A 25,812-nucleotide genomic window follows, 5' to 3' on the forward strand; every position below is an offset into this window, starting at 1 on the left:
CCGCCTGAACGGGCCGGCCGACCCGTTCGGCCGGCCGGCCGGGCGGCACCGGCTACTGAGCGGGTGCCGCCTCCGCGGGCGGCCGGTAGACCCAGACCGCGTCCGTCCCTCCGCATTCACGGCACTCGGTGATGTCCCGCAGGTTCGACCGTCCACCGTTGCGCAGATGATCGCGGACCTGGATGACCATCGCCGAGTAGCCCTGGAAGCAGGTGAGGCAGTGGAAGCCCGCGCCGACCACCGCGCGGGTCTCGGGACAGTCCTCGCCGAAGACGGCCGCCACGACGTCGAACAGCCACATCCGGTCGCCCATGGTCAGGCCGGAGATCGTCGTTCTGAGCAGCGCGATCCTGCCCGCCGCCGCGTCCCGGCCGAAGGGTTCGAACTCCTCGTGCAGCGGGTACCGGTGGCCGTTGATCATCAACGATCGGCCGGCGGCCGCTCCTTCGCCACCGGCGAAGCCCTCGTCGTGCGCGAACGGCGCGGGCTCGGGCTCACCGGGGGCGCGCCGGCCGCCGAACATGACGAACAATCCGCCTTGCCGTCGACCGTGTTGGCGACGACACGATGAGCCTCACCCATCAGAGCGGGCTGGTCCAGCTTGTGGAGCAGGGCGTCGATCATCAAGGTGTCATGGGCGTGGTGCGGGCTTCTCAGCCAGAGGCCGGCCACGGCGCCGCTCTCGTCGAGAACGCGCGCGTAGTCACCGTGCCCCTGTTCCTCGCCGATCCGGTAGCGCTGCTGTCGGTCGCCGGGTGACGTGGACCGGCGACGTCGACGGAAGATGCCCATGCACCCTGCCTTCCCAGCACGCGACTCCCCCACCCTCCGGACGGTCGGGAGACACGAGTTCGGCGCGCCCGCTACGGCTTGCGCCCCACCGCCGCGTACAGCGACGCCCCTTCGTTCCCCTCGGCCGCCTCGTCGACGGCGAGTTCCGGATGCCACCGGGTGAGCTGGACGATTCCCGGCTCGACCACGTCGAGACCTTCGAAGAAGCGCGCGATCTCGGCCTGCGTGCGGGGCGCGAGGGTGACTCCGCCGGCGGCGTACATCTGGACTCCGCGCTGGACCGCCTCCGGGTCGAAGTCGGAGGTGAGCTGCGACAGTACGAGATAGCTGCCCGACGGCAGCGCGTCAACGAGCCGGCCGACCAGGTCGTACGGGCGGTCGGCGTCGCCGACGAAGTGCAGGAGTGCCACCAGCGACAGGGCGACGGGCCGGTCGAAGTCCAGGACCTTCCGGGCCTGTTCGAGGATGAGCTCGGGCTCGCGGACGTCGGCCTGGATGTAGTCGGTGACGCCCGCCGGGGTGCTGCGCAGCAACGCCTCCGCGTGCGTCAGCACGATGGGGTCGTTGTCCGTGTAGACCACGCGCGCCTCGGGGGCGATGCCCTGGGCTATCTGGTGCAGATTCGGCTCGGTGGGAATGCCGGTGCCGACGTCGAGGTACTGAGTGATTCCCGCCTCCCCCGCCAGCCAGCGGGTGACGCGTTGCATGAACCAGCGGTTCGTCCGGGCGACATGCTTGGCGCGCGCGTCGATGCTCATGATCTGGCGGCCGAGTTCCTCGTCCACCGGGTAGTTGTCCTTGCCGCCCAGGAACCAGTCGTACACACGGGCAGGATGCGGCTTGCTGGTGTCGATCCTGGGGCTGGTCGGCTCGGTCCCGGTCATACGAGGCTCCTTGGGGGCGGAGGTGCTCAGGTCAAGGGTTCAACGATCGGTGATCATCCCAGGAGGCGTGCCCTCCGGCAAGTAACCCCGTTACTCAGTAAGGGAGTTCACCGCAGGTCGGGTGCGGCCCCAGGCGGTCTGGACACCGCGCACCCGACCGGGAGTGAATGACCCCCGCACCATCACTGGCATGTTCATGCCTTCCGTCTCATGCCCATGCCGTCGCCCCGGGGCCCGACGGGTCCCGCGCCGCAAGGGAGGAACCCCGGCACATGAACACCACCCCGCCCACCACCCCCAGATCCCGGTTACGGCCGCTCACCCGGGCCCTGCACCTCACCACAGCCGTGCTGGCGACCGGCGCCCTGATCGGGGCGGCCCCGGCAGTCCCGGGCGCGGATGCCATGCCCGCGATCTCGCGCCCCACGCCCGTCGTCACCTGGGCCGCCAGTACGGACCTCGTCAGCCCCACCGCCCTCCAGGAGCGCACCTACCGCCTCATCGTCCGTACCAGCGTGGGCGGCGAGGGACTGCGCATCCGGCTCTCCAACACCTTCGGCACCCGGCCCGTGACCTTCGGCCGGGCGTACGCCGGTCTGCGGGCCACGGGTGCGGCGTTGGTGCCCGGCAGCAATCGGCAGCTCAGCTTCGGCGGCTCCCCCACCGTCACCCTGGCGCCCGGCGCGTCCGTCTACAGCGACCCGCTGCGCGGCACGCTCCGCCCGCAGGCCGACCTCGCGGTCAGTCTGTACGTGCGGCAGGCGAGCGGTCCCGCCACCGGCCACAAGATGGCGCTCCAGACCTCCTGGATCGCCCCTTCGGGCGACCACGCGCCGGACGAGGCGGCCACCGCGTACACCGACCGCGCCACCTCCTGGTTCTATCTCGACGCCGCCGTCGTGAACGCCCGGCGCGGCACCGGCGCCGTGGCCACGCTCGGCGACTCGATCACCGACGGCGCCTCGTCGACGGCCGACACCAACCGCCGCTGGCCCGACTTCCTGGCCCGCAGGCTCGCCGCCGATCCCCGCACGCGGATCAAGGGTGTGGCCAACGAAGGGATCTCCGGCAACAAGGTCCTCAGCGACGGCTCGGGCCAGAGCGCCCTCAAGCGCCTCGACCGTGACGTCCTGTCGCAGCGCGGGCTGCACACCGTGTTCCTGCTCGAAGGCGTCAACGACCTCAAGGCGACCCCCGCGCCCACCGCCGCCGCCCTCATCGCGGGCTACCGGCAGATCATCGACCGCGCGCACGCCGCCGGAATCTGCGTGGTCGGCGCGACCGTCATGCCGTACGAGGGCCGGCGTGAGTGGAGCCCCAGCGGCGAGGCGCTGCGGCAGGAGGTCAACGCCTTCGTACGGGAGAGCGGGGCGTTCGACGAGGTCGTCGACTTCGACGCGGCCGTCCGTGACCCCGCCCGCCCGTCCCGGATCCTGCCCGCGTACGACAGCGGAGACCATCTGCACCCCGGCGACGCGGGGATGCCGGTGATGGCCGACGCCGTCGACCCGGAGCAGCTGCGCTGCTCCCGCCGATAGCGGCCGGGTCGACCGGGAGGTACCCAGAGCCGCAGGTCAGCCGCCCCGGCCCGGGAGATGCCACACGGGCCGGGATTGATCGGCTTACGTAGACTGTTCGAACTCTCGGACATCACGGCCCACCCCGTCCTCGGTGGGGGCCGGCCAACGCCATGGGAGGCGAGCATGGGCACCCGTCGTACCTCATTGCCGGGAGTCGGTACGCAGTACGACTTCACGACCGAGGCGGGCCGGCACATATCCGTCGTCGTCCACCACGACGGACGGCGCTTCCTCGGCTTCTTCGCCCCCGACGACCCCGACGCGTGTCTGCTGTCCGTCCCGCTCTCGTCGGACGAGGCCACCGCCCTCGCCCATCTGATCGACCCGGCGCCCATCGACGCCGTACGGACCGACGGCATCGACCTGGTCACCGAGCACATCCCGGTCGGCATCCGGTCGCCGTACGCAGGACGGCTCCTCGGCGACACCCAGGCCCGCACCCGCACCGGCGCGTCGATCGTCGCGGTGCTCCGCCGTACCGGTGCGCATCCCTCCCCCGGACCCGACTTCCGTTTCGCGGCGGGCGACACGCTCGTCGCGGTCGGCACGCGCGAGGGCGTCGACGCCCTTGTCGAGATCATCGCCGGAGGCTGACCGTGCACGAGACGACGACCCTGCTGATCGAACTCGGCGCGATCATCCTCGGCCTGGGGCTGATAGGCCGCTTCGCCGGCCGCATCGGCCTCTCCCCCATCCCCCTGTACCTCCTGGCGGGACTCGCCTTCGGGCAGGGCGGGCTCCTGCCGCTCAGCGCCAGTGAGGACTTCATCGCCGTCGGCGCGGAGATCGGCGTCATCCTGCTGCTCCTCCTGCTCGGACTGGAGTACAGCGCGTCCGAACTCGTCGGCAGCCTCAAGACGCAGTACCCGTCGGGCGCGGTCGACTTCGTCCTCAACGCCGTACCGGGCGCGGCCGCCGCCCTGATCCTCGGCTGGGGACCCGTGGCGGCCGTGGCCCTCGCCGGTGTCACCTGGATCTCGTCCTCCGGCGTCATCGCGAAGGTGCTGACCGACCTCGGCCGTCTCGGCAACCGCGAGACACCGGTGATCCTGGGCGTCCTGGTGATCGAGGACCTGTCGATGGCCGTCTACCTGCCGCTGCTGACCGCCCTGCTGGCGGGCGCGGGACTCGCGGGCGGCAGCATCACCCTGCTGATCGCGCTGGGCACGGTCGGCGTCGTCCTCTATCTCGCGCTCCGCCACGGCAGGCTGATCAGCCGCGCGGTCTCGTCCGACAACCCCGAGATGCTGCTGCTGGTCGTCCTCGGCCTGACCCTGCTGGTGGCGGGAGTTGCCCAGGAACTGCAGGTCTCGGCGGCGGTCGGCGCGTTCCTGGTGGGCATAGCCCTCTCCGGCGAGGTCGCCGAGGGCGCGCGCAAACTCCTCACCCCGCTGCGCGACCTGTTCGCGGCCGTGTTCTTCGTCTTCTTCGGCCTCTCCACGGTCCCGTCCGAGATCCCGCCGGTCCTGCTGCCCGCGCTGCTGCTCGCGGTGGTCACGGCGGCCACCAAGATCCTGACGGGCTGGTACGCGGCCCGCCGCGCGGGCATCGCGCCCCGCGGCCGGCTCCGGGCGGGCGGCGCGCTGGTGGCCCGCGGCGAGTTCTCGATCGTGATCGCGGGCCTCGCGGTAGCGACCGAACCCCGTATCGGCCCGATCGCGACGGCGTACGTCCTGATCATGGTGATCCTCGGCCCCCTGGCGGCGCGCTGGACGGAACCGCTGCTCTCCCGGCTGCGGCGGACGCCTCCGAAGCCGGGGCTGCCGACGGGGCCGGGCGGAGTACCGGGGCACGAGGAGATCACGCCGTCGGCGAGTTCGAGCGGGCCGGTGGGTGGCTGAGGGCTGCCGGTGGCTGCGCGGTCAGGAGTGCCCGGACGGGCCAGGGCCGGTGACGGTGCGAGCCCAGCGGCAACTCGGCAGCAGGCACCTCTCGGGCTCCCGGTGCCGTACGCGTACCCCGGGTCAGGCTGTGCGCCAGCGCCGGACGGTGTCACCCTCCACGGTCAGCCACGTGCCGTCGCCCAGCGCCAGGGGGTCGAAGCAATTGGTGCCCGGGTAGTCCACCTCGGCCACGGGCTGCAGGGTGCGACCGTCGAGGACAAGGTGCCGATTGTCCTGCGAGTCCTGCTCCTTGCCGACAGCGGCCAACACCCGGTCCGTGTCCAGGAAGCCCGGACGGTACCCGACGAAACGCAGGCCTTCGGGCAGCACGTCCTCCGCGTCGACGCTGACATCGGCCTGCCCTGAGGCGTAGCGGCTCAGCCACTCCCCGCCCACGTCCAGCTTGAGAAACGCACCGTCCCTGCTCAGTCCGGCGAACGGCTCGTCCTCCAGACCCACCGGCTGCGCACGGAGCGCGTCGTCCTCGACCGTGATGACGAGGGAGTGGAACGTGTCGCCTCCCGCCGCGTCGAGGAACACCTGCGAGGGATCGGTCAGCGACTGCTGGAAGGTGTAGCCCGAGGAGGCAGAGGGCAGCACGGTCTGCGTCACCCGCCGGCCATCGGCCAGGTCGAGGGCGATACACAGGTCACCCGGGTACGAGCCGGGCTGCGCCGGACCCGACACCGTGGCGAGCAGCAGGCGACCCGATGCATCGGCGACGCACGCACCGGAGCCGATGTTCCCTTCGCCGGGCCAGGCGTCGTGGCTGTACGTCCAGCGCACCCACCCGTCCGCGTCGTACACGGTGATGGCGTGCCTGCCACTGACTGCGAGACCGCCGTCGGGGAGCGGGGAAGCGAATCCATGCCCTGCTCCGGGCCGGGGCGAAGGCCAACGTCGCTGCCGAGTGAGGACACGAGAGGAGTCCTCGTCGACCCGCCCCACGATGGTCTCCCCCGTCCGCTCGGCCACCAGCCAGCACGCTCCGTCGCGCACCAGCCAGGCGTCGCGAGGGTGAAGCGCGAATCCGGGAAACTCTTCCTGGGCCATGAGTTCAGCCGCGAAGCGTGTGCAGTCCATGTCCTGTGTCCACCTCGGGTGCAGGTGCCGCTGATACGTAGCGTGCCGTCGTCCCCGTCCTCGTCCGGAACCGGCACGCCAGGCCACCCATTACTTCGGCGCGAATACCGAAGCCGGCGGGAACACGACGTCCGTGCACCCCCTGCGCTCGGTCACGTCATCCACGTACGCACGCAGTAGCGCGGCCATCTGCCCGCTCACGACGCCGTCGTACGTGTAGCTCACGGTGAGCGCGTGCAGGGCAGGCCGCCCGTCGCAGACGGAGGAGGCCCACCAGACGCCGGCACCCTCGTCACCCCCGGCCGTGCCCGGCTTCAGGAAGGTGGTGTCGGTGAAGAGCGAGTGCCCCACCGACTCGGCCTCGGTGCCGAGGAACGACGATGCCCTCATCCACCACGGAGAGTGGGTGAGCGCCGGTTCGGCGAACTCCCTGTCCGATCCCTTCAGATCGTCGGCGATCTCGCCCACGGCGGTCGGGCTGACCGCCAACAGGCACGACTCCGTGGAGCTCTTGGCACCGAGCGGTGCCTCCAGCACGCGGTCGGGCAGCCGCCCCCGGTCCGTACGGCCCAGGTAACCCCGGTACCAACCGCAGGACGCCTTCGCGGACGTCGGATCGCCGAGTTCCCGTCCCGGCGTGGGCAACTCCGCCGGAAGAGCAGACACCTTCGCGTCGCACTTCAGCCGAGCGGCGGCCTTCACCGCCGACCCGTGGGCGACCTCGGCGAGCGTCCGGCGGTCCTGGTCCGACACGTCCTCGTAGTCGGCCCGGGCGGTGACCGACAGAGTTGCGGGCTTCCCCGACGCGCACACCGCCCGTACCGTCACGGAGTCGTCGCGGTAGTCACCCGGAGCGCCGTCCCCCAGGGGGTGGGGCTCCGCGTGGTCCGCCGTGCGGGTCACATCCTCGTCGTCGCTCTCACGGCCCAACGGGTTCTGGAACGGTTCCAGCCTGCTCTCGTCGCCCACGACATGCAGGGGACGACCGTCGGCCGTCGCGCGGACCACGAGTGAGAAGAGGCCGTCCGATCGTCCGGACTCCGATACCCCGTAGATCCGGCACGCGCTCGGCAGGGAGTCGATACGGAGCCCGGAGTCCGCACCGCTGTCGGCTTGCGTCCTGACCACCCCGCCTCGCAGCGACAACACGGCATCGGCGTCCACAAGTCCCGCGCACGCTTCGGCGATCCGGTCTTTGCTGTCGGCCTTCTCGCCCATGTCCTCCAGCGTGAGCCAGAACGCCCAGAGGCTCGCTCCCATCCCGGCCAGCGCGAGAACGTACAGCAGTTGGTTGGACCGGCGCCGCCAAGGCCCTTGATCAGGCCTGCCCGGTATCCGCGGCAGCCACCGTGGTCTCATCGGCGGCACTCCCTCGGGCAGCCGTGTGCCTGCCCGGTCCTCCCCCGCGTCGCTCACGCGCCCCCCTCGTGCTCTTTGCCGCTGGTCACAATTCGCAGAAGTTATCAGGTGCTCCGGTCGCCACGACCTGCCCGCCCACCCTTCGTCGGGGCTGCGCTCGGCTACGGTCGTGGAGTCCGACACCGGCCACCGGCCCCGGCCCACGAGAAGGCGATGACCACACTCCCCGAGAACGCGCGCGAGCCCTTCCATCTGCTGGCCGGTGCCGAGGCGTCGCCGGTGATCCTTCACGTCCCGCACTCCTCGCGGGCGCTTCCGGCGTCCGTGCGTGACGGGATCCTGCTGGACGACGACTCCCTCGCGGCCGAACTCGGCCACATCACCGACTCCCACACGGCCGAACTGGCCACCGCGGCCGCCGGACTCTGCCCCCTCCCGCCCTGGCAGTTCGTCAACCGGCTGTCCAGGCTGGTGATCGACCCGGAACGCTTCCCCGATGAGCGGGAGGAAATGCTCTCGGTCGGCATGGGCGCGGTCTACACGCGGACCACGCACCGGGAGCCGCTCCGCCCCGACGGCTTCGACGGCCGGCCGCTGATCGACCGCTACTTCCACCCGTACGCGGCGGCCATGACCGCGGCCGTTGCGGACCGGCTGGAGACGGCCGGGCGAGCCGTGATCATCGATGTCCACTCGTACCCGAGCGAGCCCCTGCCGTACGAACTCCACGGCGACGGCCCGCGGCCGCCCATCTGCCTGGGCACGGACGCCTTCCACACTCCGCCCGAACTTCTCGCCCTCGCGCAGGAGGCGTTCGGGGACTTCGGCGGAACCGGGATCAACAGCCCCTTCGCCGGGACGTACGTACCGCTGGAGTACTACGCCAAGGACGCCCGGGTCAGCGCGCTGATGGTCGAGATCCGGCGGGACGTCTACATGAAGGAACCGGGAGGGCCGACGGGGCCGGGGCTGACTCCGCTGGCGGTGGCGCTGGCGGAGCTGGTGAACGCGCTGACTCCCCCGCGTGGGTAAGAACCGGCCATCACGGCGCGCTGCTGTTGGCCCGCTCCCACGCGGTGAGGACCTCGGCGGGGATGCGTCCGCGGTCCGGTACCTGGTAGCCGTTGGCGCGGGCCCAGGCTCGGACCGTCTTGCCGTCAAGGGCTCGGGGAGCACGGGGAGCTGAGGGCTCGGGGTCGCCGGATGCTGTTGCGGAGGGGGCGAAAGACGGCCCCTGGGCGAGGAGATCATCCGGAAACAACGGCACGCGTGTCGTGCCGCTGAGCACCGACGCGAGGAAGTCGGTGAGTGTGCCGTCGAAGGTGTACCAGCCGGGGCCACGGGCTTCGTTGACAGCAATGCACCAGGTATCAGGCTCCGTGGCCGGTTCGCTGACCCAGAACAAGTACTCGCCGTTGTCGGTCACCCCGATGGCGAAGAGGTTCGCCGGGTCATGGGGCCCGGTGTCGGTGCCTCGATTGCGGTCCTGCTCCAGCTGGGCACGAACAGTGGCAGGCATCGAGCCGGTGAGACAGACCCAGTCGGTCGCCCCGTGCGGGTGGTGAACGCGCATGAAGTTGCAGAATGCGCCGGGACCGAAGGCGGCGGCCAGCTGCTTGTAGTCCTCCGGCAGCCGAATGGCCAGGGTGCCTTCGACGGCGTCCCAGTCCACCCGGGGCGGGTCGGCCGGGGGCGGACAGAGCCGGACGAGGTCGTCGAAGCTGGTCACAGAAACCCCCGCCAGTGCCGCTGTTGCAGTTCGTCAGCCTCCGCGCGGACCCCCGAAGCCCACCGAGGCCCAGGCAGCGCGCAGCCCCGACCGCGCGCCACGGTACGTTCCAGTGTGACGTCCGCCGGTGAAGCCCAGCGAGGCTCCGGGAATGACCGGGGATTCCGGCCGCGCTCGCGCCCGTGAACATTCGAGGATGTCCCCCGCGGACGTTCGGAAGACGTCCTCGCAGTCCAGCGGCACGCGCGTGCCGGTCTCCTTGCCCTCGCCCGACCACCACAGGTCTGTCGCCGTGACCTGCTGCCCGTCCCCCAGCAGCGCTGGCTTCAGCCGGATCGCCCGCGATAGGTCGTCACCCGGCAGCACAGCCCGGCGCGGTACAAGGCACCGTCGGTCCCTGTTCCACTGTTGGCCGCGACCGTGCCCGCCCCGGACGGCCGCAGGGGTCAGTCCCCGCGCGGCCCAAAGAAGTCCACCGAGGTGACGAGGGCGTAGTCGAAGTAGACCGGGTCCCCCTCCTCGTCCATCGGGTATTCGAAGCTGCTCTCGTTCGACAGAATGACTTTGAGGGCGGGAAGGGTGTCCACGCCGTCGTCGTTCTGCTCGACCGTGTGGCCACGCTCCTCAAGGCGCTCCAACAGATCTTCACTGGGAGTCCGGAAGACGTCGAGCCCGTCGAGGACGACCGTCACATCCGCGTCCTCGACTCGGAACCGGTAGACGTGGATGTCTGTCAGCGCGCCCTTGGTGAAGCCGAGATTGAACTCCGTCTGGGACTCCTCATGCTCGCAGAGCACCTGCCCAGGCGCGCCGCCGTATTCCGGGTCGGAAGGGGCAAAGCCCAGTTCGCGCGCGGCCCCAACCGCCTCGTCGGCCGACATACCGAGCCTGAGCGTGGCAACTCCCACCTCCGGCAGCAGCTCCAGAATCATCGTCCCCTCCTCACGTTGTCCACCCCCGGGGCCACACTGCTTGCCCCCCACCGAGAAGGTTGTGGGCGACTGACGTTCACCCTGAGTGCCGTCAAGAGCCGCTCTCGTAGCGGTAGTTGTAATAGTCCTCGTTCCCGACAAGGACGGACGTGAAATACAGCGGAAGGCCGTGGGAGTCACGGGGAACTTCCTGCGACGTCTGCCGTGTGAATCCCAGCGAGACGCCGGGGACGACCGGAGAATCCGGCTGGGAATCGTCGACACGCAGGCCCGCCGCCCTCGCGCGTTCGAGGATGTCCTCGGCCGGTGTCCTGAAGACGTCGTCGCCGTCCAGCAGGACGCGCGTGTTGGTCTCCTTGCCTTCACCCGGCCACCACAGTTCGATCGCGGTGACGCGCTCCCCGTCCTCCAGCAGCGCCTGATAGCTGACGCCTTCGCACACTGCCAAGACCTTCACGGACCTGCGGGTGCTACGGCGCAGCACCTTGGCCTCGCCCCAGACACTCACCGCGGACACCGCTTCATCCAGTGTCATCCCCAGGAGCACGGGCGCCACTCCACGAGGAGGGTCGAGTACCAGGTCCATGTCCACGCCGCAGTTCCGATCCGCTCGCCGTCGCTGGGAATCCGTCAGGCGACGGAGTGACCGCTTTCCTCCATCTGCGAAACCAGCTGCTCGCCGGGAGTACGGAAAACGTCCAGTCCATCGAAGGTGGCGTTGATATCGGCGTCCTCCACGCGGAAGCGCCAGAGCTCAACAGCAGTCAGCGTCCCGTCCTGAGGGAAGGACAGGACGAATGGGAACGCGGAGTCATCGAGGTTCACCGCATACATCCCCGGCGGCCGCTCGGCCCCTGGCCGATGACTGATCCGGCCCAGCCTATGAGCGCTCTCCATGGCTTCGCCGAAGGGCATGCCGTGCCGGAACGGGCCAGCACCGATGTGCGGCAGAATATCGACATCCATACGTGCTGCTCATTCCCTGTTGCCGACTCGGTGCAAGCCGGCAACCTCGGACACCCCCGCCTTCGGCAACAGCTCCGGAATCATCGCGCACCTACGAGCGGCAACAGGTCAGGCGTCCATCCGCTCGACGGCTTCACAAGGCGATCCTCGTGGCCACCAACGCGTAGTCGAAGTACAGCGGGGCACCGGTCCTCGGATCGGTGGGGAACTCCTGGCTGCTCGCGTTGGCGAGGATGACGTTGAGGTCCGGGATACCGTCGAAGCCGAGGTCGTTGTAATCGATGACGTGTCCGCGGCCCTCGATCCGGCGGCGCAGCTCCTTCTTCGGGGTGCGGAAGACATCGAACCCGTCGAGGGTGACGTGCACGTCCTCGTCCTCACTCAGAAAGCGCCACAATTCGATGCCGTCCAATTTCTCGTCTGCTTCGAAGATGAGCACAAAGTTGAGGGTGGTGTCGGGCTGCTTCACCACATACTTGCCAGGCGGCCTTTCGCCTTCGGCACCGTGCTTCACAGTGCCCCGCTCGTGCGCCACTTGCATGGCCTCATCGAAGGACATGCCGAGACGGAACGGTCCGGCGCCGACATGAGGCACGATTTCAATGTCCATCGTTGTTCTGCTTTCTATGCTCGGCCGCAACCCGTCTCAGGCCAACAGGGCCGCTTCGTCGATCGACCAGCCGCGCTTGGCCAGCATGGCCTGGAGCGGCTTATTGTGTTTGAGACTCGCGACCATCTCCTCGATGTGCTGATCGTACTTGCCAGGGAACTTACTCTTGATGTCGACGATATCCATCCTCATCGCCTCGGTCAGACGCCCCTGGCTGATCAGCTCTCGCTGCCTCAGATGCCATGCCTGCGTCTGGACGCTGTATCCGGTGCTGTAGAGGTCCAGGTGATCGTCCCGCTCCATGCGGATGGCCGGTCCCCGGCGAACCTCCTGCTCGTCGTGCGGTTTCCCCGCTCGATAGAAGCCAGGGTTGGTGACGTCTTTCCAGGCCGCCTTGGGTGGAATGTGATTGACTTCCATCCTGACGCCGTACAGGGGCTTGCCCGTCGTCTTGTCCTTCAGATTCGCGGGCATCAGACCGCCGTACCAACCACCGTTGACCGTACAGCCCTTGGAGATCAGCCCCTCAGGGTCCATCCACGTGTACGGATTGGTCACGTAGGTCGCCGGATTGGGCGCCGGCGCCAAGCCCAACGGGTCCGCCGACACATAGCGCGCCGTCTCCGGGTCGTAGTGCCGCTGGAGGTTGTAGTGGAGACCGGTTTCCGGGTCGTCGTACTGACCGGGGAAGCGCAGCGGAGTGTAAGCGTCCGCTTCGCGGGCCCAGGCTGTGAGGCCCCAGACCGTGGATCGCTTGTGCCAGGCGATCCGGCCCTGCTCGTCGACGAGTTCGGTGGGCGTGCCGACGAGGTCGGTGACGATGGCGAAGTAGCGGCTGTCGACCTCGTCCTGCGAGGAGTCCGCGACTGTACGGCGTTCCAGCTGGGAGACGGGGCGGTACCCCTCGTGGTCCCAGGTCAGCGTCACCCCGGTCGAGGTGTCCGTCTGCTCGGCCAACCGCGTGTCGTCCCAGGCGAAGTGAACGGTGGCTGCGACCGTAGCTCCGTCGGGTGCCATACGGTGCTTGGCCGTACGGCGCCCGAGCGGGTCGTAGGTGTATCGCCAGACCGTGCCGTCGGGGGTGGTGCAGGACTCCAGGCGGTCCTCGGCATCCCACGCGTAGCGCCAGGTATCGGGCTTGCGGGACAGGCGCCGCTTCTGGCGCAGCACGATCCGTCCGGCGACGTCGTACTCGTAGCGCACACCGCCCGCTCCGAGGAGGCGCGTCCCGTCGTAGGTCCGTTCGCCGCGGCCCTCCGTGTGGCGGGCCTTGTCGGGCCATTGAGCGCCGGTCTGGTTTCCGGTGGCGTCGTAGGTGTAACTCTCCGACCAGTCGCCGGCAGTGACGCCGAGCGGACGGCCCACCGGGTCAAGCTCGAACCGCGTCGTCAGGCCGCTCAGTTGGTCGGTCGCTGAGGTGAGAAAGCCGTCGGCGCGATAGGCGAATGCCCGCGAGCAGACTGTGCGCCGCGCTGTGGAAACCGTCTGCGACGTCAGGCGACCGATCGCGTCCCAGCCCGACGCGAGCGTTACCGGTGCGCCGGAGGGCCCGAACGAGCGCTGCAGCTCGCGGCCCAGTTCATCGCGCCTGTAGTCGAGGACGTGCCCGGACCCTTCGACGCGCACCCGGTTGCCGCCGGCGTCGTACGAGTACGAGGTCACCGCCCCCGTGGGGGTGGTGCGCGACACCAGTTCGCCGTGTGCGTCGTAGCCGAAGAACATGGCGCGCCCGTCGACGGTCTCTGCCAGCAGCCGCCCCGTCGCGTCGCGCTCCACGGCGAGCGTGGATGTCGGTGACTCGGCCCGGGTCAGTCGGTCCGCGACATCGTAGGAGTAGCGGGTGACGATTCCGGCGGCGTCCTTCGCCACCACGTTGCCGACGGCGTCGTACGACATGGCGATGCGCCGGCCGAGAGGGCTCGTACGGGCGATGAGGCGTCCTGCGGCATCATGGTCGTACGTAGTGGTACGCCCGTCGAAATCGGATTCCGATGTGGGGAGACCCGTCGGTCCGTAGCGGTAACTCCACGTCCTGCCCTGCGGGTTGAGGACGCCGGTGACCCGTAGCTCGGTGTCGTAGGTGAACTCGTAGCGTGCCCCGTCGGCGCCCGTCCGGGCGGCGAGCAGGTCGAACCACGTGTACTCGAACCCGACAACGCCGCCCATGGGATTGGTGTACGAGAGGCAGTTGCCCTCCTCGTCCCACGTCCACGACTCGCTCGTGCCGTCCGGTGCCGTGCATCGCGACAGCCAGCCCTCATGCGTCCACTCCAGGCGGGTGACCGACCCGGCTGGATCGATCGACTCACAGGGCTGCCCGAAGGCATCGCGCCTGACCGCGTAGGTTGCGCCCTGCGGATCGGTGACCGATAGCGTCAGACCCGCCGGGTCGTTGGTGCGCCGCTCCACGGTGCCGTTGGGGAAGGTCACCGTGGCGAGGGCGCCGGCCCCGTCGTATGTGAACGCGGTCGAGTTTCCGTCGGGGGCAATGATCGTGGTTCGGTTGCCGGACTCGTCGAATGCCTGCTGCCAGACAGTGCCGTCCGGACCCGTCATCGATACCGGCAGGTGCAGGTCGTCGTACGTGGCCGACGCCTCCCGTCCGTCCGGGTAGTGCACCGTGGTCAGGTTGCCGCGTTCGTCGTAGGTGAACCGGGACGTGGTCCCGAGTTCGTCGGTGCGGGAGAGCAGATTGTCGTAGCGGTCCCAGGTGAACAGCACGGTGTGGCCGAGGGCGTCGGTCTCGGCGATGGTCTGGCCGAGGCTGTTCAGGCGGGTGACGGTGACCGCCCCGGTGGAGTCCGTGAACCGGGTGACGCGGGACTCGGAGTCGTAGGAGAAGTGCGAGGAGAGGGCCCCGTCGGGGCCGATCGTCTCCACCACCCGCCCCGCGGTGTCGTACACATAGGAGTAGGTGTGATCATTGCGGTCGGTCCACGACGTGACGCGGCGCTCGTCGTCGTAGGTGAAACGCAACGGCACGCCGGATGCGCCCGAGACGGCCTCCAGGTTCCGCTCCGGGTCGTAGCCGAAGGACGCGACCCGCACCGGCCCCTCAGGGGTCTGCACGTCCAAAGCGGTGACCCGGCCCAGGCCGGGGTCGGTGGTGACGCGCACGCGGTACCCGCCCTCGTGGACGACAGTGACGGGCAGGCCGTCCTCGCCGCGGCCGATCAGTACGGCATTGCCGTTGCGGTCCTCGACTTCACCCAGCCAGTACAGACCCGAGCCGTACGGGTTGCCCGTGAACCGCCGGGTGATACCCGAACGCGGATCCGTGACCGCGTACGTGACATCGCCGAGGACCCCTCGCTCCTCGAAAACGAGAGGCATCCGCTCACCCTCCAGCGGCAACACCTCCACCTCGCCGTCCTCGGGCGGAAGCGCCGGATAGACCAGGACTGAGCCGTCCTCCCGTGCCCAGGCAGCGCCCGCGCCGGTCATCTCCAGGCGTTCGTCGAGCGTGGAGGCCCAGCTGGGGCCGAACCAGGTGCCGAAGCGATAGCTGGATATGTGGGTGCGCCTCAGTACCAGGGACAGGACGCCCGGCAGGGCGAGATCCGTCTGGGCGAGAACCATCTCTCCGGTCGCCACATCCACCGGGTCGGTCTTGCACCGCCGGCTGAGGAGTGCCATCGCGACCTCGCGGGCCCGTTCCACCAGCTCTCGCATCGACTTGGGACGGGGTCGCGCAGGCCCCGAAGCACCCCGCCGCCCCTCCACCCCACCCTCGCCCTTGCGGTCCCCGCCCTTGATCCCGCGCACCCTGTCGTGGATGTCCTGGTCGGTTTCCTTGTGGGTCTTCGAGCTCTTGCCGATCGCCTTCGGCAAAGTCGTGCCGACGTGTTCGCCCAGGTCCTTCAGCGCCTTGCCGAGCTTCTCCGTGACGCCTTCGATGGTCGTGTCCAGGACCGCGGTCAGGGAGTCCTTGCCCTTGGCGCGGCCGTGGTGGCCCTTGGCCCTGCCCAGCTTGCTCCCGGCCTTGTTGTTCATCGACACCTGCACGCCGGCCAGGTGCATCCCCACATTGCCGTGCGCGTCGTGGTCGATCACCGGCCCGCCACCGGGTCCCGGACCGCCCGAGCCAGGGGCGGAGTTGAGCTGAAGGCCCTCCTTCCCGGCCTTCACCGTCTGGTCCTTGTCGTACCCGTCCTGCACCCCGGCGATGTTCATCGCGGTCTGGATGGCCAGGTCCGCCACCACGTTCTCGATCGCGGCGACCGCGGGCTGGGTCAGCGTCGCGACGATCTCCGAGACCGCCGCCTCCGCCATCTCCTTCAGGATCCGCTTGAACGCGATCCGGGTGGCCGCGATCTTCGCTCCCGCGATGAGCGTCGACAGACCGGCGGTCACCGGCGCGAACGCGAGGGTGATGCCCACCGTGGCACACAGGTCGGCGAGTTCGCCGACCGCGGCGATCTTCCGGGCCACGATGATGTCGGCCACCCGGTCCAGCGCGCCGGCGATGATGCGGGCCGCCTTCGCCAGGTCCTTGTGCTTGCCCGACACCTTCTTCCAGTGCTTGTCCAGCGCCGTCAGTGATTCGCTCTGACCGCTGGAGAGCAGGCGCTGGACGTGCTGGTGCGCGGCATGGCCGTCCTCGTCCGCGTCGTCCGCGAACTCCCGCAGCGCGTCCGCCATATCGCGGTACGCGTCCTCGTCGACGTTGGGCCAGCCCACGCCGACCACGTCGAGCATCGTGTCGACGCCCTCAGGAATCGTGTAACCCACGACGCACCTACCCCCGTCACAACAACCAGTACGACTTTAAGATCATCTACTCTCGCATGAGACAACTGATGGGCTCTACAAGGTTCCAGACGACCTGTGAGGACATGGTGAGAGACCGTCAGGGGTCACTGCGGCCGGGAAAAGGGGAGAGGATTCAGCCCCGCCCCGCCGCCCACCCCGCCAGTTCCGCCTTCGCCGCCCGCAGCAGCTCCCCCGACGGCGCCGACGCCTCCGCCCCGTTCGTCACCAGTGCGTAGTGCAGCCCCTCGGCCGCCGGTGTCAGCAGTAGCCGCCTGCTTCCCGTTCCGCCCACCTCCGGCGCCACTGCCACCGGTACCCCCGCCGCATACGCCGGCAAGCCGTGTACCGAACCCACGTCCGAGACCACCGTCGTCGTCGCACTCGGGAACGAGGCCGGCAGGTGCAGTTCTGTCGGCGCGGTGACGCCCGTCGAGCGCCAGAGCAGGAGACCGTACTGGCCCGCCCCCACCAGTTCGCGGACCTTCGGCAGCGAGGCCGGGACCGGGTTCCATGTCAGCGTCGTCGAGCCGTCGCGCGCCCGGTCCTCGTAGGTGAAGGCCACCGTGCGGCCGGCCACGGCGCTCGGGTACAGCCGGTCCAGGAGCCGGGCGTCCTGGCGCAGGACCGGGGTGCCGGAGTCGTCCAGGCGGACCGCCGAGAGGTCTTCGTCGTTCCACGCGTCCGCCGCGGTCAGGACCTTGTCCGGGTTGCCGTTCATGAGTTCGTGGTGGCGGCCGTGGTAGATGTCCCACTGCCATTGGGTGCCCGAGAGAACCGGGCCCGAGTCCTGGGGGCGTGACCACCATGTGGCGCCGGGCAGGCGGGAGTCCAGGGCCTGGTACATCGCCTTGCCGATCGTCGGGGCCTTGTCGGAGACCGAGCCCGTGAGCGGGTGGCCGAACTCGCTGACGATGCCCGCCGTACCCGCGGCCGCCGCGCGGTCGCGGACCGTGCCGAAGTCGCCGCTGTACTGGCCGTCGGCCGCCTTGCCCCACATGAAGATGCCGGAGATGGCCTTCTGGTCGTAGAAGTGGGTGTTGAAGACGTAGCGCGGGCCGAGCGTCCCGGCGTCCAGCAGGCCGCCCTCCTGCTTCTGGAAGGCGAGGTTGGCGTTCCAGAAGAGGTTCGGCTCCACGAACGCGGGCTTGTGGCGCCAGCCCGCCTCGTCCATGCGGGCACGGAACTTCTCGTAGAACGGCCAGAGGACGTCCCGTTCCCAGGCCCGGCTGCTCTGGCCGGCGTCGTAGGTCCCGGCGTGCGGTTCGTTGTAGGGGTCGAAGCCGGCGATGCCGGCGAACTCCGCCGGGGTCAGGTGCTCGGCGAGGTACGCCATCGTGGTCCGCGCGGTGGCGAGGAAGGCGTCCTGAACTCCGCCCCGGTTGTGCCAGAAGTCGTACGTGGCGCGCTTCACGGCCTCGTTCTGGGTGATGTTCTGCCCCCAGAAGAGGCAGATCCCGCAGGACTCCCGGGGGTAGCCGCCTGCCTCGACGACCCACCGCGGGGCGCCGTCGCCGGTGTACCAACTGCCCTCGTGGAAGAGGTGGCGGGAGAAGAGGTCCTGGTGGAAGTCGGGGTAGACGCGGACGCCTGCCGCGAGGAAGGCCCGTATCTGCGCGGTGACGGCGGCGAGGTAGGTGACATCGACCTGCCCGCGCACGGGCTCGGCGTACGCCCAGGAGAGCAGGAAGCGCGCCGTGTTGCCGCCGCCGAGGTTGCGCAGCGCGGCCGCCGACTTCTCCGCGTCGGCGACGGAGGCAAAGGGCAGCCCCTTGTTCTCGGCGAGCTTGGTCTCGCCCGAGACGTTGTAGCCGCGCAGGACGACCTCGCGGCCGAGTCCGTCGGTGAAGCGCCCGTTCCCGACGGTGAACGAGGAAGCGGCCTGCTCGTCGAACCAGAGCCCGCCGGGGGCGGCGCGCACGGCCGCGGCCCGTTCACCGAACGGCGGTGTACCCGGCTGGGGTTCGGGCACCGGAGCGGCAACGGACGGCTCTCCCACCGTCAACGAGGCCGTCAGGACGATGAGGAGACCGATCAGACGCCCGCGCATCTTCGCCATGCCCACAACATCCTGACGGACCATCAGCTTGTCAATGGTTCCGGCGGATGCCGCTGTCGCACCTTGCACCACCTCGTCCCGAAAGGGGGCGTTGAGCATCCTGGAGCACTGAAGAATCGGCAGTAATTCGACCATTCCGTATCTCGCCCGACGGAACTCCGTTATGCCTTTATGTGCCGCGCACCCAGGGTCGGCGGTAGCACGGAATAGCCTCTCGACTGCATCGCGTGACATCCGGCGACATGCCGCCGAAACACACGGCACTCTTCAGCGAATCTGCACACTGAATACCTCGGCGTCACAACGTTTCCGACAGCCGTTCCCCTGCGGGTCCGCGCACCGTACACGTCGAGGCGGAATGTCCCGTTCCGTCGGCCTGGTCGCGCTGACGTGCGGCGATCAATGCGTGGAGACACGTGAAGAAGCTGCCGCCAACTCATGGACGCGCGTACACGTCAGGTAATCCAGCGGCCTTGGAGACAGCGGATCGGCGCTTGTCCGATTGGCTGAGCAACGCAGCCCCGTGCTTTGATCCTTCGCACCGCGGGAGTCGTACGAAGGGGTTTCCGAATACGGGCTCGCCTGACTCGTACGACCACCGCCGCTGCGACAGGACTCACCTGACGATGGCTCGGTCGCGGCAATTTCGATATATCCATGCGAAGGGAACCCCCATCATGAACAACTTCCAGGTCGAGACCCAGGAAATCTCGGACGCCGACCTCGACAACGTGGCCGGTGGCCTCGTGAACCAGGCCGTCGGCGCCGTCACGGGCACCGTCGACTCGGTCGTTCCCGTCTCCGGCACCCTCGCCGCCGCCGCCGGCACCGTCGGCTCCGTGACCGGCACGGTCGAGGGCCTCACCGGCCTGAACACCGCCGGCGTGACGGGCCTCGTCGCCGGTCTCTGACTGGACCGTGTGCCGCCCCGAGCGGCACACCCACCGGTCGATGACGGCCCGTCGGCTGTTCCCCTCTTGAGCCGACGCGCCATGGCCGTGCTGTCCGAGCCCACCAGGTTCCGGACAGCACGGCCGTCGTCCGTGTGGGGCCCGTCCCGGTCCGCCCCCGTGTCCTTCCCGCTGTACCCGTGTACCCCACGGACCCGTACGTCCACGGGTGTTCCGCGCCCGTCACCGATTCCCGCAGCGCCGGGGATCCCCGCAGTAGAGGGAAAGCGTCGTGCAATTCCGCCAACAGGCCCTCTCCAAACTGCGTTCGCCCGAGGAACTCGACCTGCCGGTACGGTTCGCCCGGCCGCAGGGTCTGCTCGTGCTGTCCGTGACCGTTCTCGTCATGATCGCCGCAGCGTTCTGGGCCGTGACCGGATCCATCACCTCCACCGTGAAGGCCCCCGGCGTCCTCACCTACGGCCAGGGCAGCTACATCCTCCAGAGCCCCGTCTCCGGTCAGATCACCGAGGTCCTCGCCGAGGAGGGTGAGCGGGTGGCCGCCAACTCCCCCCTGGTGAAGGTGCGTACCCAGCAGGGAGCCGTCGTCGTCCGCAGCATCGCCGCCGGACGGCTGACGACGCTCGCCGCCACCATCGGCTCCGTGGTCACGACCGGAGCCGACGTGGCCGCCGTGGAGCGTGCGAAGGGGGCGAACGACCCCCTGATGGCGATGGTCTACGTACCGGCGGAGCGGGGATCGACCGTGCCCGTCGGCGCCTCGGTGGATCTCACCGTGCAGTCCGTGCCGACCCAGCAGTACGGCGTGCTCCGCGGCACGGTGAAGGCCGTGGGCAGGACCGCGCAGACCCGTCAGCGGATCAGCGGCTTCCTCGGCAGCAGCCAGCTCGGTGAGCAGTTCTCGCAGAGCGGCCAGCCGGTGGCGGTCCTGGTGCGCCTCGACGCCTCGAAGACGACCAGATCCGGCTACACCTGGTCCTCCTCGGACGGCCCGCCCTTCGAGATCGAGTCGATGACCCTCACGAGCGCTGCCATCCGTCTCAGCGAGCAGCACCCGATCGATTGGCTGCTTCCATGACCGCGACAGGCAACACCGCAGCGTCACAGCGGCGGGGGTCACAACGGCAGGCACCGCAGCAGCAGTTGCCTCCTCCGGGCCGCCGCCGCCAGCGGCAGGAGACCGGCGGCGGCCGACGGCGCGCGCAGCGCAGCCGTCCCCCGAAGCCGCGCAGGCGCAGCACCGTCCGCACCCCCACCATCCTCCAGATGGAGGCCCTGGAGTGCGGCGCCGCGTCGCTCGCCATGGTGCTCGCCCACTACGGACGGCATGTGCCGCTGGAGGAGCTGCGGATCGCCTGCGGTGTCTCCCGCGACGGATCGCGCGCCAGCAACGTCCTCAAGGCCGCCCGGAGTTACGGCCTTCAGGCCAAGGGCATGCAGATGGAGCCCGCGGCGCTCGCCGAGGTCCAGGCGCCGGCCATCCTGTTCTGGGAGTTCAACCACTACGTCGTCTACGACGGCATGGGGCGCCGCTTCGGCCGGCGCGGGGTGCACATCAACGACCCCGACAAGGGCCGCCGCTTCGTGACGATGGAGGACTTCGACACCAGCTTCACCGGTGTCGTCCTGGTCTTCGAGCCGACCGCCGCCTTCCGCCGCGGCGGCCGCAAGCCTGGCGTCGCGGGCGCGATGCCCGCCCGGCTGCGCGGCACCAAGGGCACGCTGCTGGCCGCTCTGTTCGCGAGTCTGCTGCTGGTCGCCGTGGGCGCCGCGCTGCCCGCGCTGAGCCGCACCTACATCGACATGTTCCTGATCGGCGAGCAGACCTCGCTACTGGGGCCGCTGTTCGCCTCGATGGCCGCGCTGGTGGTGCTCACCGCCGTCCTCACCTGGCTCCAGCAGGCGAATCTGCTGCGCGGCCGTGTCATTTCCTCGACCCTCGGCAGCGCGCGGTTCTTCCGGCATCTGCTGCGGTTGCCGGTCACGTTCTTCGCCCAGCGCAGCCCGGCCGATCTGGTGCAGCGGCTCCAGTCCAACGACGCGGTGGCCGAGACGCTGGCGCGCGATCTCGCAGCTGCGGGCGTGGACGGCGTCGTCGTGATCCTCTACGCCTTCCTGCTGTGGACCTACGACCCCCAACTCACCGTCATCGGTGTGCTGATCGCGCTGCTGAACGTGGTGGCGATGCGGATCGTGATCCGGCTGCGGGCCACTCATACACAGAAGCTGCGGGCCGACAGCGCGAAGCTGACGAACACCTCGTACACGGGCCTTCAGCTCATCGAGACCATGAAGGCGACCGGCGGCGAGAACGGCTTCTTCCGCCGCTGGGCCGGGCAGCACGCGACCACGCTGGAGGAGCAGCAGCGCCTCGGTGTGCCGAGCGCGGTCCTCGCGATCGTCGCACCGACCCTCGCGACCTTCAACAGCGCGCTGATCCTGTGGATCGGCGGTATGCGGGCGGTGGAGGGAGCGATCTCGGTCGGTCTCCTCGTCGCGTTCCAGGCGCTCGTGACCCGCTTCACCGCGCCGATCACCCGGCTGAACGGTGTGGCCGGCCGTATCCAGGACTTCGCCGCGGATGTGGCCCGCCTGAAGGACGTCGAGAACTTCCCGGTCGACGAGCTCTACTCGCGCGACGAGCCGGACCCCAGCACCCGCAGGCTCACGGGCCATGTGACGCTGGACGGCATCACCTTCGGCTACAGCCCGCTGGACAAGCCCCTGCTCACCGATTTCTCGCTGACCGTCGGGCCCGGGCAGCAGGTCGCGCTCGTCGGCGGGTCCGGCAGCGGCAAGTCCACCGTCTCGCGCCTCATCGCCGGGCTCTACAGCCCGTGGGAGGGCACGATCCGGATCGACGGCCGGCGTCTCGAGGACATTCCCCGCAGCGCGCTGGCGGCCTCGGTCTCCTTCGTCGACCAGGACGTCTTCCTCTTCGAGGGCACCGTCCGCGACAACGTGGCCCTGTGGGACCCCTCGATCCCGGACGACGCCGTCGTCGCGGCCCTGCGGGACGCAGCCCTCTACGACGATGTGATCGCCCGCCGCCCCGACGGCATCCACAGCCGCGTCGAGCAGGACGGCCGTAACTTCTCCGGCGGGCAGCGCCAGCGGCTGGAGATCGCCCGCGCGCTGGTGCGCCGGCCCAGCGTCCTCGTCCTCGACGAGGTGACGAGCGCCCTCGACGCGCAGACGGAGCAGCTCATCATCGACAACCTGCGGCGCCGCGGCTGTGCGTGCGTCGTCATCGCCCATCGGCTGAGCACCGTGCGGGACAGCGACGAGATCGTCGTCCTCGACCACGGCACGGTGGTCGAACGCGGCCGTCACGAGCATCTGGTGGCAGCCGGCGGTGCCTATGCCGACCTGGTCAGGGAGCACTGACGTGTCGTCCGTCCACCCGTCAGCCGTCGCCGGCGCCGGCAGCGGCGACCCCGTCACCCACGCTCTCGGCGGCCTCGGCCACCCCGTCGACTGCGCAGGACTGCGCAGTGTGCCGCTGGAGGGGCCGCAGGTGCTGTGGCTCGTCGTCGGCGGTGCGCTCGACGTGTTCGCCGTCGACGCGGCGCAGCAGGGGCAGTGGCACTTCCTCGGCCGCCTGGAGGCGGGGACCGTACTCCTCGGCCCGGTCGAGGGACCGCAGCACACCCTGGTCGGCCGCCCGTCGCAGGACTGTCTGCTGCGCCGGATCCAACTGAGGGAGCTGTACCGCCCCGAGTACGCCGGGTACGACACCGGGCAGTTCGACACGGGCCAGTACGACACCGTGCAGTACGGTCAGGAGGGGATGCCGACCGCCCTGGAGTACGCGTTCTCCCTCGGGACCGGACGGGCTCTCGGGGTCCTCTTCGAGGCTGCGCTCAACGGCCGGCCGGTCGAGGAGGCCGTCGCCGACGACGACATCCTGTGGATGCCGGTGCCGTCCGGCAGCGTCCAGTACGGCGGCGCCTACAGCGCCGACGCGGCCGGCGATCTGCTCGTCGACGCCGCACTCTGGCAGCGCATGGTGAACCAGCACTACCGGCTCCTGTCGGCGGTGGACCGCTGGATCGACCAGCTGGAGCGCGCCCACGAGGACCGTACGGCCGCCGGCATCAGGGCCGGTGAAGCCGTACGGGCCAGGGCCGACCAGGCGCTGATCGCCTCGATCGGCAGACCTGACCGGGCCGGGCGCGGCGCGAGCGGACGGGACACCGCCGCGGACGACGCCACGTACGCGGTGTGCCGTCAGGTCGCCGAGGCGGCGGGGATCACGCTGACCGAGCCGCCGAAGGGCACCGCGGTCGACGACCGGGTCGGCCCGGTGGAGCGGGTGGCGATGCACTCCCGGATCCGGACCCGCACGGTCCGGCTCTCCGGACGCTGGTGGCGCACCGACATCGGTCCGCTGGTCGGCCACTGGGCCAAGTCGGGTGCGCCGGTCGCGCTGTTGTGGCGGCGCGGACGCTACGAGGCCGTGAACCCGGCATCGGGACTGCGGCGGCGCATCGGCGGGGACAGCGCCGAGGAGTTCGAACCGAGCGGCGTGATGTTCTACCGGCCGCTGCCGGAAGAGCCTCCGACGTTCTGGCGGTTGCTGCGGTTCAGCCTGCGCGGCACGCGGATGGATCTGCGCAATCTCGCCGTCGGCGCGCTGGTGACGGTCGGTCTCGGGGCGCTGGTGCCCATCGCCACCGGACAGGTCCTCGGCGTGTACGTGCCCACGGCCGAGCGCAGCCTGATCGTGCAGGTGTCGGTGGCCGTGATGATCGCCGGCATCGTGGCCGCGGCCTTCATGCTGCTGCAGAACCTCACGGTTCTGCGGATGGAGGGGCGGATCGAGAGCTCGCTGCAACCGGCCGTGTGGGACCGGCTGCTGCGGCTGCCGACGACGTTCTTCGCCGAGCGCTCCACCGGGGAGCTGGCCAGTGCGGCGATGGGTGTCAGTGCGGTGCGCCGGGTGCTGTCCGGCATCGGTCCGGTCGCGGTGCAGGCGAGCACGATCGGAACCATGAACATCGTGCTGCTGCTCTGCTACAGCGTGCCCCTGGCGCTGGCCGCCATCGGCATGCTGGCCGTGATCGGCGCGGTCTTCCTCGGGATGGGCCTGTGGCAGTTGAAGTGGCAGCGGGAGCTGGTGGAACTCGGCAACAAGCTGAACAACCAGGCGTTCCAGACCCTGCGAGGGCTGCCGAAGCTGCGGGTCGCCGCGGCGGAGAGCTTCGCGTACGCGGCGTGGGCCCGGGAGTTCGCGCGCTCGCGCGAGTTGCAGCAGCGCGCGGGACGCATCAGGAATCTGACGACCGTGCTCGACGCCGTCTATCTGCCGCTGTGCGCCCTCACGATGTTCATGCTGCTGGCGGGCCCCGCCCGCGGCAGCATGTCGGCGGGTGAGTTCCTGACGTTCAACACCGCCGTCACCATGCTGCTCTCCTCGGTCACCCAGCTCACCGGCGCGCTCGTCTCGGTCGCCGCCGCACTGCCGATGATCGAGCAGATCAGGCCGGTGCTCGACGAGGCCCCGGAGGTGCGCGGCTCCAGCGCCCAGCCCGGCGCGCTGACCGGTGCCCTGGAGGCACGCCGGCTGTCGTTCCGCTACGGCGACGACGGCCCGCTGGTTCTCGACGACGTCTCCCTCCAGGTGGGTGCCGGCGAGTTCGTGGCGATCGTGGGGCCGAGCGGCTGCGGCAAGTCGACCCTGTTGCGGCTGCTCATCGGCTTCGACCGTCCGGTCTCCGGCAGCGTGCTCTACGACGGCCAGGATCTGGCCGCGCTGGACCAGGCGGCCGTACGACGGCAGTGCGGTGTCGTCCTGCAGAACGCGCAGCCGCTCACCGGCTCGATCCTGGACTGCATCTGCGGTGCCGAGGAATTCGCTGAGGAAGAGGTGTGGCAGGCCGCCGAGATGGCCGGCCTCGCCGAGGACATCAAGCGGATGCCGATGGGGCTGCACACCATGATCGCGGGAGGCGGCGCGGTCTCCGGTGGCCAGCGGCAGCGGCTGATGATCGCTCAGGCGCTGATCCGCCGGCCGCGCGTCCTGTTCTTCGACGAGGCGACCAGCGCGCTGGACAACGAGACCCAGCGCATCGTCATCGACAGCACCCGCACGCTCAGCGCCAGCCGGATCGTCATCGCGCACCGGCTGTCGACGGTGATGGACGCCGACCGGGTGATCGTGATGGCGGACGGCAAGGTGGTCGAGGAAGGGGCACCCGCGGACCTGCTCGCGCGCGGTGGTCACCTCCAGGAGCTGGTGCGCCGCCAGATGGCGTGAGGCGCGGCCGGAGCGG

The 25,812-nt window shown here is 69.7% G+C and carries 20 protein-coding genes; 9 read left to right on the forward strand and 11 right to left on the reverse strand.

Annotated elements, in window-relative coordinates; all coding sequences use genetic code 11:
- Nucleotides 1–52 precede the first annotated feature (52 nt).
- Nucleotides 53–523: a hypothetical protein gene (locus tag RPQ07_RS06210; RefSeq protein WP_313943019.1), complete on the reverse strand. Its 471-nt coding sequence runs from the start codon at nucleotides 521–523 to the stop codon at nucleotides 53–55.
- A gap of 44 nt (nucleotides 524–567) precedes the next feature.
- On the opposite strand from RPQ07_RS06210, the gene RPQ07_RS06215 reads away from it, so the two are divergent.
- The gene (locus RPQ07_RS06215) at nucleotides 568–759 is read left to right on the forward strand and encodes a hypothetical protein (RefSeq protein WP_313943020.1); all 192 of its coding nucleotides are present in this window, start codon (nucleotides 568–570) and stop codon (nucleotides 757–759) included.
- Nucleotides 760–863: 104 nt separating this feature from the next.
- On the opposite strand, the gene RPQ07_RS06220 is transcribed toward RPQ07_RS06215, so the two are convergent.
- A complete protein-coding gene (locus RPQ07_RS06220) occupies nucleotides 864–1,676 on the reverse strand; it encodes an SAM-dependent methyltransferase (protein ID WP_313943021.1) in 813 nt (270 codons plus the stop codon).
- 272 nt (nucleotides 1,677–1,948) lie between these two features.
- Here RPQ07_RS06220 and RPQ07_RS06225 point away from each other — a divergent pair, with 272 nt between their 5' ends.
- The 3 genes from RPQ07_RS06225 (at nucleotide 1,949) to RPQ07_RS06235 (ending at nucleotide 5,097) form a co-directional block, all read left to right on the forward strand.
- Nucleotides 1,949–3,214, forward strand: a complete 1,266-nt coding sequence (locus tag RPQ07_RS06225) for an SGNH/GDSL hydrolase family protein (RefSeq protein ID WP_313943022.1) — start codon at nucleotides 1,949–1,951, stop codon at nucleotides 3,212–3,214.
- 165 nt (nucleotides 3,215–3,379) lie between these two features.
- Nucleotides 3,380–3,850: a cation:proton antiporter regulatory subunit gene (locus tag RPQ07_RS06230; protein WP_313943023.1), complete on the forward strand. Its 471-nt coding sequence runs from the start codon at nucleotides 3,380–3,382 to the stop codon at nucleotides 3,848–3,850.
- A 2-nt stretch (nucleotides 3,851–3,852) separates the two neighbouring features.
- A complete protein-coding gene (locus RPQ07_RS06235) occupies nucleotides 3,853–5,097 on the forward strand; it encodes a cation:proton antiporter (RefSeq protein WP_313943024.1) in 1,245 nt (414 codons plus the stop codon).
- A gap of 123 nt (nucleotides 5,098–5,220) precedes the next feature.
- On the opposite strand, the gene RPQ07_RS06240 is transcribed toward RPQ07_RS06235, so the two are convergent.
- Nucleotides 5,221–6,222: a hypothetical protein gene (locus RPQ07_RS06240; protein WP_313943025.1), complete on the reverse strand. Its 1,002-nt coding sequence runs from the start codon at nucleotides 6,220–6,222 to the stop codon at nucleotides 5,221–5,223.
- 90 nt (nucleotides 6,223–6,312) lie between these two features.
- Complete coding sequence (locus tag RPQ07_RS06245; RefSeq protein WP_313943026.1) at nucleotides 6,313–7,638, reverse strand: hypothetical protein; 1,326 nt, start codon at nucleotides 7,636–7,638, stop codon at nucleotides 6,313–6,315.
- Between the two features lie 156 nt (nucleotides 7,639–7,794).
- Here RPQ07_RS06245 and RPQ07_RS06250 point away from each other — a divergent pair, with 156 nt between their 5' ends.
- Nucleotides 7,795–8,613: an N-formylglutamate amidohydrolase gene (locus tag RPQ07_RS06250; protein WP_313943027.1), complete on the forward strand. Its 819-nt coding sequence runs from the start codon at nucleotides 7,795–7,797 to the stop codon at nucleotides 8,611–8,613.
- Between the two features lie 10 nt (nucleotides 8,614–8,623).
- Here RPQ07_RS06250 and RPQ07_RS06255 read toward each other — a convergent pair whose 3' ends face one another.
- From RPQ07_RS06255 to RPQ07_RS06285, 7 genes are all read right to left on the reverse strand, one after another.
- A complete protein-coding gene (locus RPQ07_RS06255) occupies nucleotides 8,624–9,310 on the reverse strand; it encodes a histone-like nucleoid-structuring protein Lsr2 (protein WP_313943028.1) in 687 nt (228 codons plus the stop codon).
- 446 nt (nucleotides 9,311–9,756) lie between these two features.
- The gene (locus RPQ07_RS06260; RefSeq protein ID WP_313943029.1) at nucleotides 9,757–10,242 is read right to left on the reverse strand and encodes a hypothetical protein; all 486 of its coding nucleotides are present in this window, start codon (nucleotides 10,240–10,242) and stop codon (nucleotides 9,757–9,759) included.
- Between the two features lie 91 nt (nucleotides 10,243–10,333).
- Nucleotides 10,334–10,777: a hypothetical protein gene (locus tag RPQ07_RS06265; RefSeq protein WP_313943030.1), complete on the reverse strand. Its 444-nt coding sequence runs from the start codon at nucleotides 10,775–10,777 to the stop codon at nucleotides 10,334–10,336.
- A gap of 95 nt (nucleotides 10,778–10,872) precedes the next feature.
- On the reverse strand, nucleotides 10,873–11,208 hold the full coding sequence (locus tag RPQ07_RS06270; RefSeq protein ID WP_313943031.1) for a hypothetical protein: 336 nt from the start codon (nucleotides 11,206–11,208) through the stop codon (nucleotides 10,873–10,875).
- Nucleotides 11,209–11,341: 133 nt separating this feature from the next.
- Nucleotides 11,342–11,818, reverse strand: coding sequence for a hypothetical protein (locus RPQ07_RS06275; protein ID WP_313943032.1), 477 nt, complete (start codon nucleotides 11,816–11,818; stop codon nucleotides 11,342–11,344).
- A 36-nt stretch (nucleotides 11,819–11,854) separates the two neighbouring features.
- Nucleotides 11,855–16,549: a DUF6531 domain-containing protein gene (locus RPQ07_RS06280; protein ID WP_313943033.1), complete on the reverse strand. Its 4,695-nt coding sequence runs from the start codon at nucleotides 16,547–16,549 to the stop codon at nucleotides 11,855–11,857.
- Nucleotides 16,550–16,703: 154 nt separating this feature from the next.
- Nucleotides 16,704–18,626: a cellulase family glycosylhydrolase gene (locus RPQ07_RS06285; protein WP_313943034.1), complete on the reverse strand. Its 1,923-nt coding sequence runs from the start codon at nucleotides 18,624–18,626 to the stop codon at nucleotides 16,704–16,706.
- A gap of 677 nt (nucleotides 18,627–19,303) precedes the next feature.
- On the opposite strand from RPQ07_RS06285, the gene RPQ07_RS06290 reads away from it, so the two are divergent.
- From RPQ07_RS06290 to RPQ07_RS06305, 4 genes are all read left to right on the forward strand, one after another.
- Nucleotides 19,304–19,537 (forward strand): type A2 lantipeptide, encoded by a 234-nt coding sequence (locus RPQ07_RS06290; RefSeq protein WP_313943035.1) that lies wholly within the window; start codon nucleotides 19,304–19,306, stop codon nucleotides 19,535–19,537.
- A gap of 271 nt (nucleotides 19,538–19,808) precedes the next feature.
- A complete protein-coding gene (locus RPQ07_RS06295) occupies nucleotides 19,809–20,615 on the forward strand; it encodes an HlyD family efflux transporter periplasmic adaptor subunit (protein WP_313943036.1) in 807 nt (268 codons plus the stop codon).
- On the forward strand, nucleotides 20,612–22,924 hold the full coding sequence (locus tag RPQ07_RS06300; RefSeq protein WP_313943037.1) for an NHLP family bacteriocin export ABC transporter peptidase/permease/ATPase subunit: 2,313 nt from the start codon (nucleotides 20,612–20,614) through the stop codon (nucleotides 22,922–22,924). Before RPQ07_RS06295 ends, RPQ07_RS06300 begins: the two co-directional genes overlap by 4 nt.
- A complete protein-coding gene (locus RPQ07_RS06305) occupies nucleotides 22,899–25,796 on the forward strand; it encodes an NHLP bacteriocin export ABC transporter permease/ATPase subunit (RefSeq protein ID WP_413777705.1) in 2,898 nt (965 codons plus the stop codon). The genes RPQ07_RS06300 and RPQ07_RS06305 overlap by 26 nt, the downstream gene beginning before the upstream one ends.
- The last annotated feature ends 16 nt before the right edge of the window (nucleotides 25,797–25,812 follow it).

The sequence above is a fragment of the Streptomyces sp. AM8-1-1 genome (assembly GCF_032229325.1).
In the GTDB taxonomy this organism is placed as follows: domain Bacteria; phylum Actinomycetota; class Actinomycetes; order Streptomycetales; family Streptomycetaceae; genus Streptomyces; species Streptomyces achmelvichensis.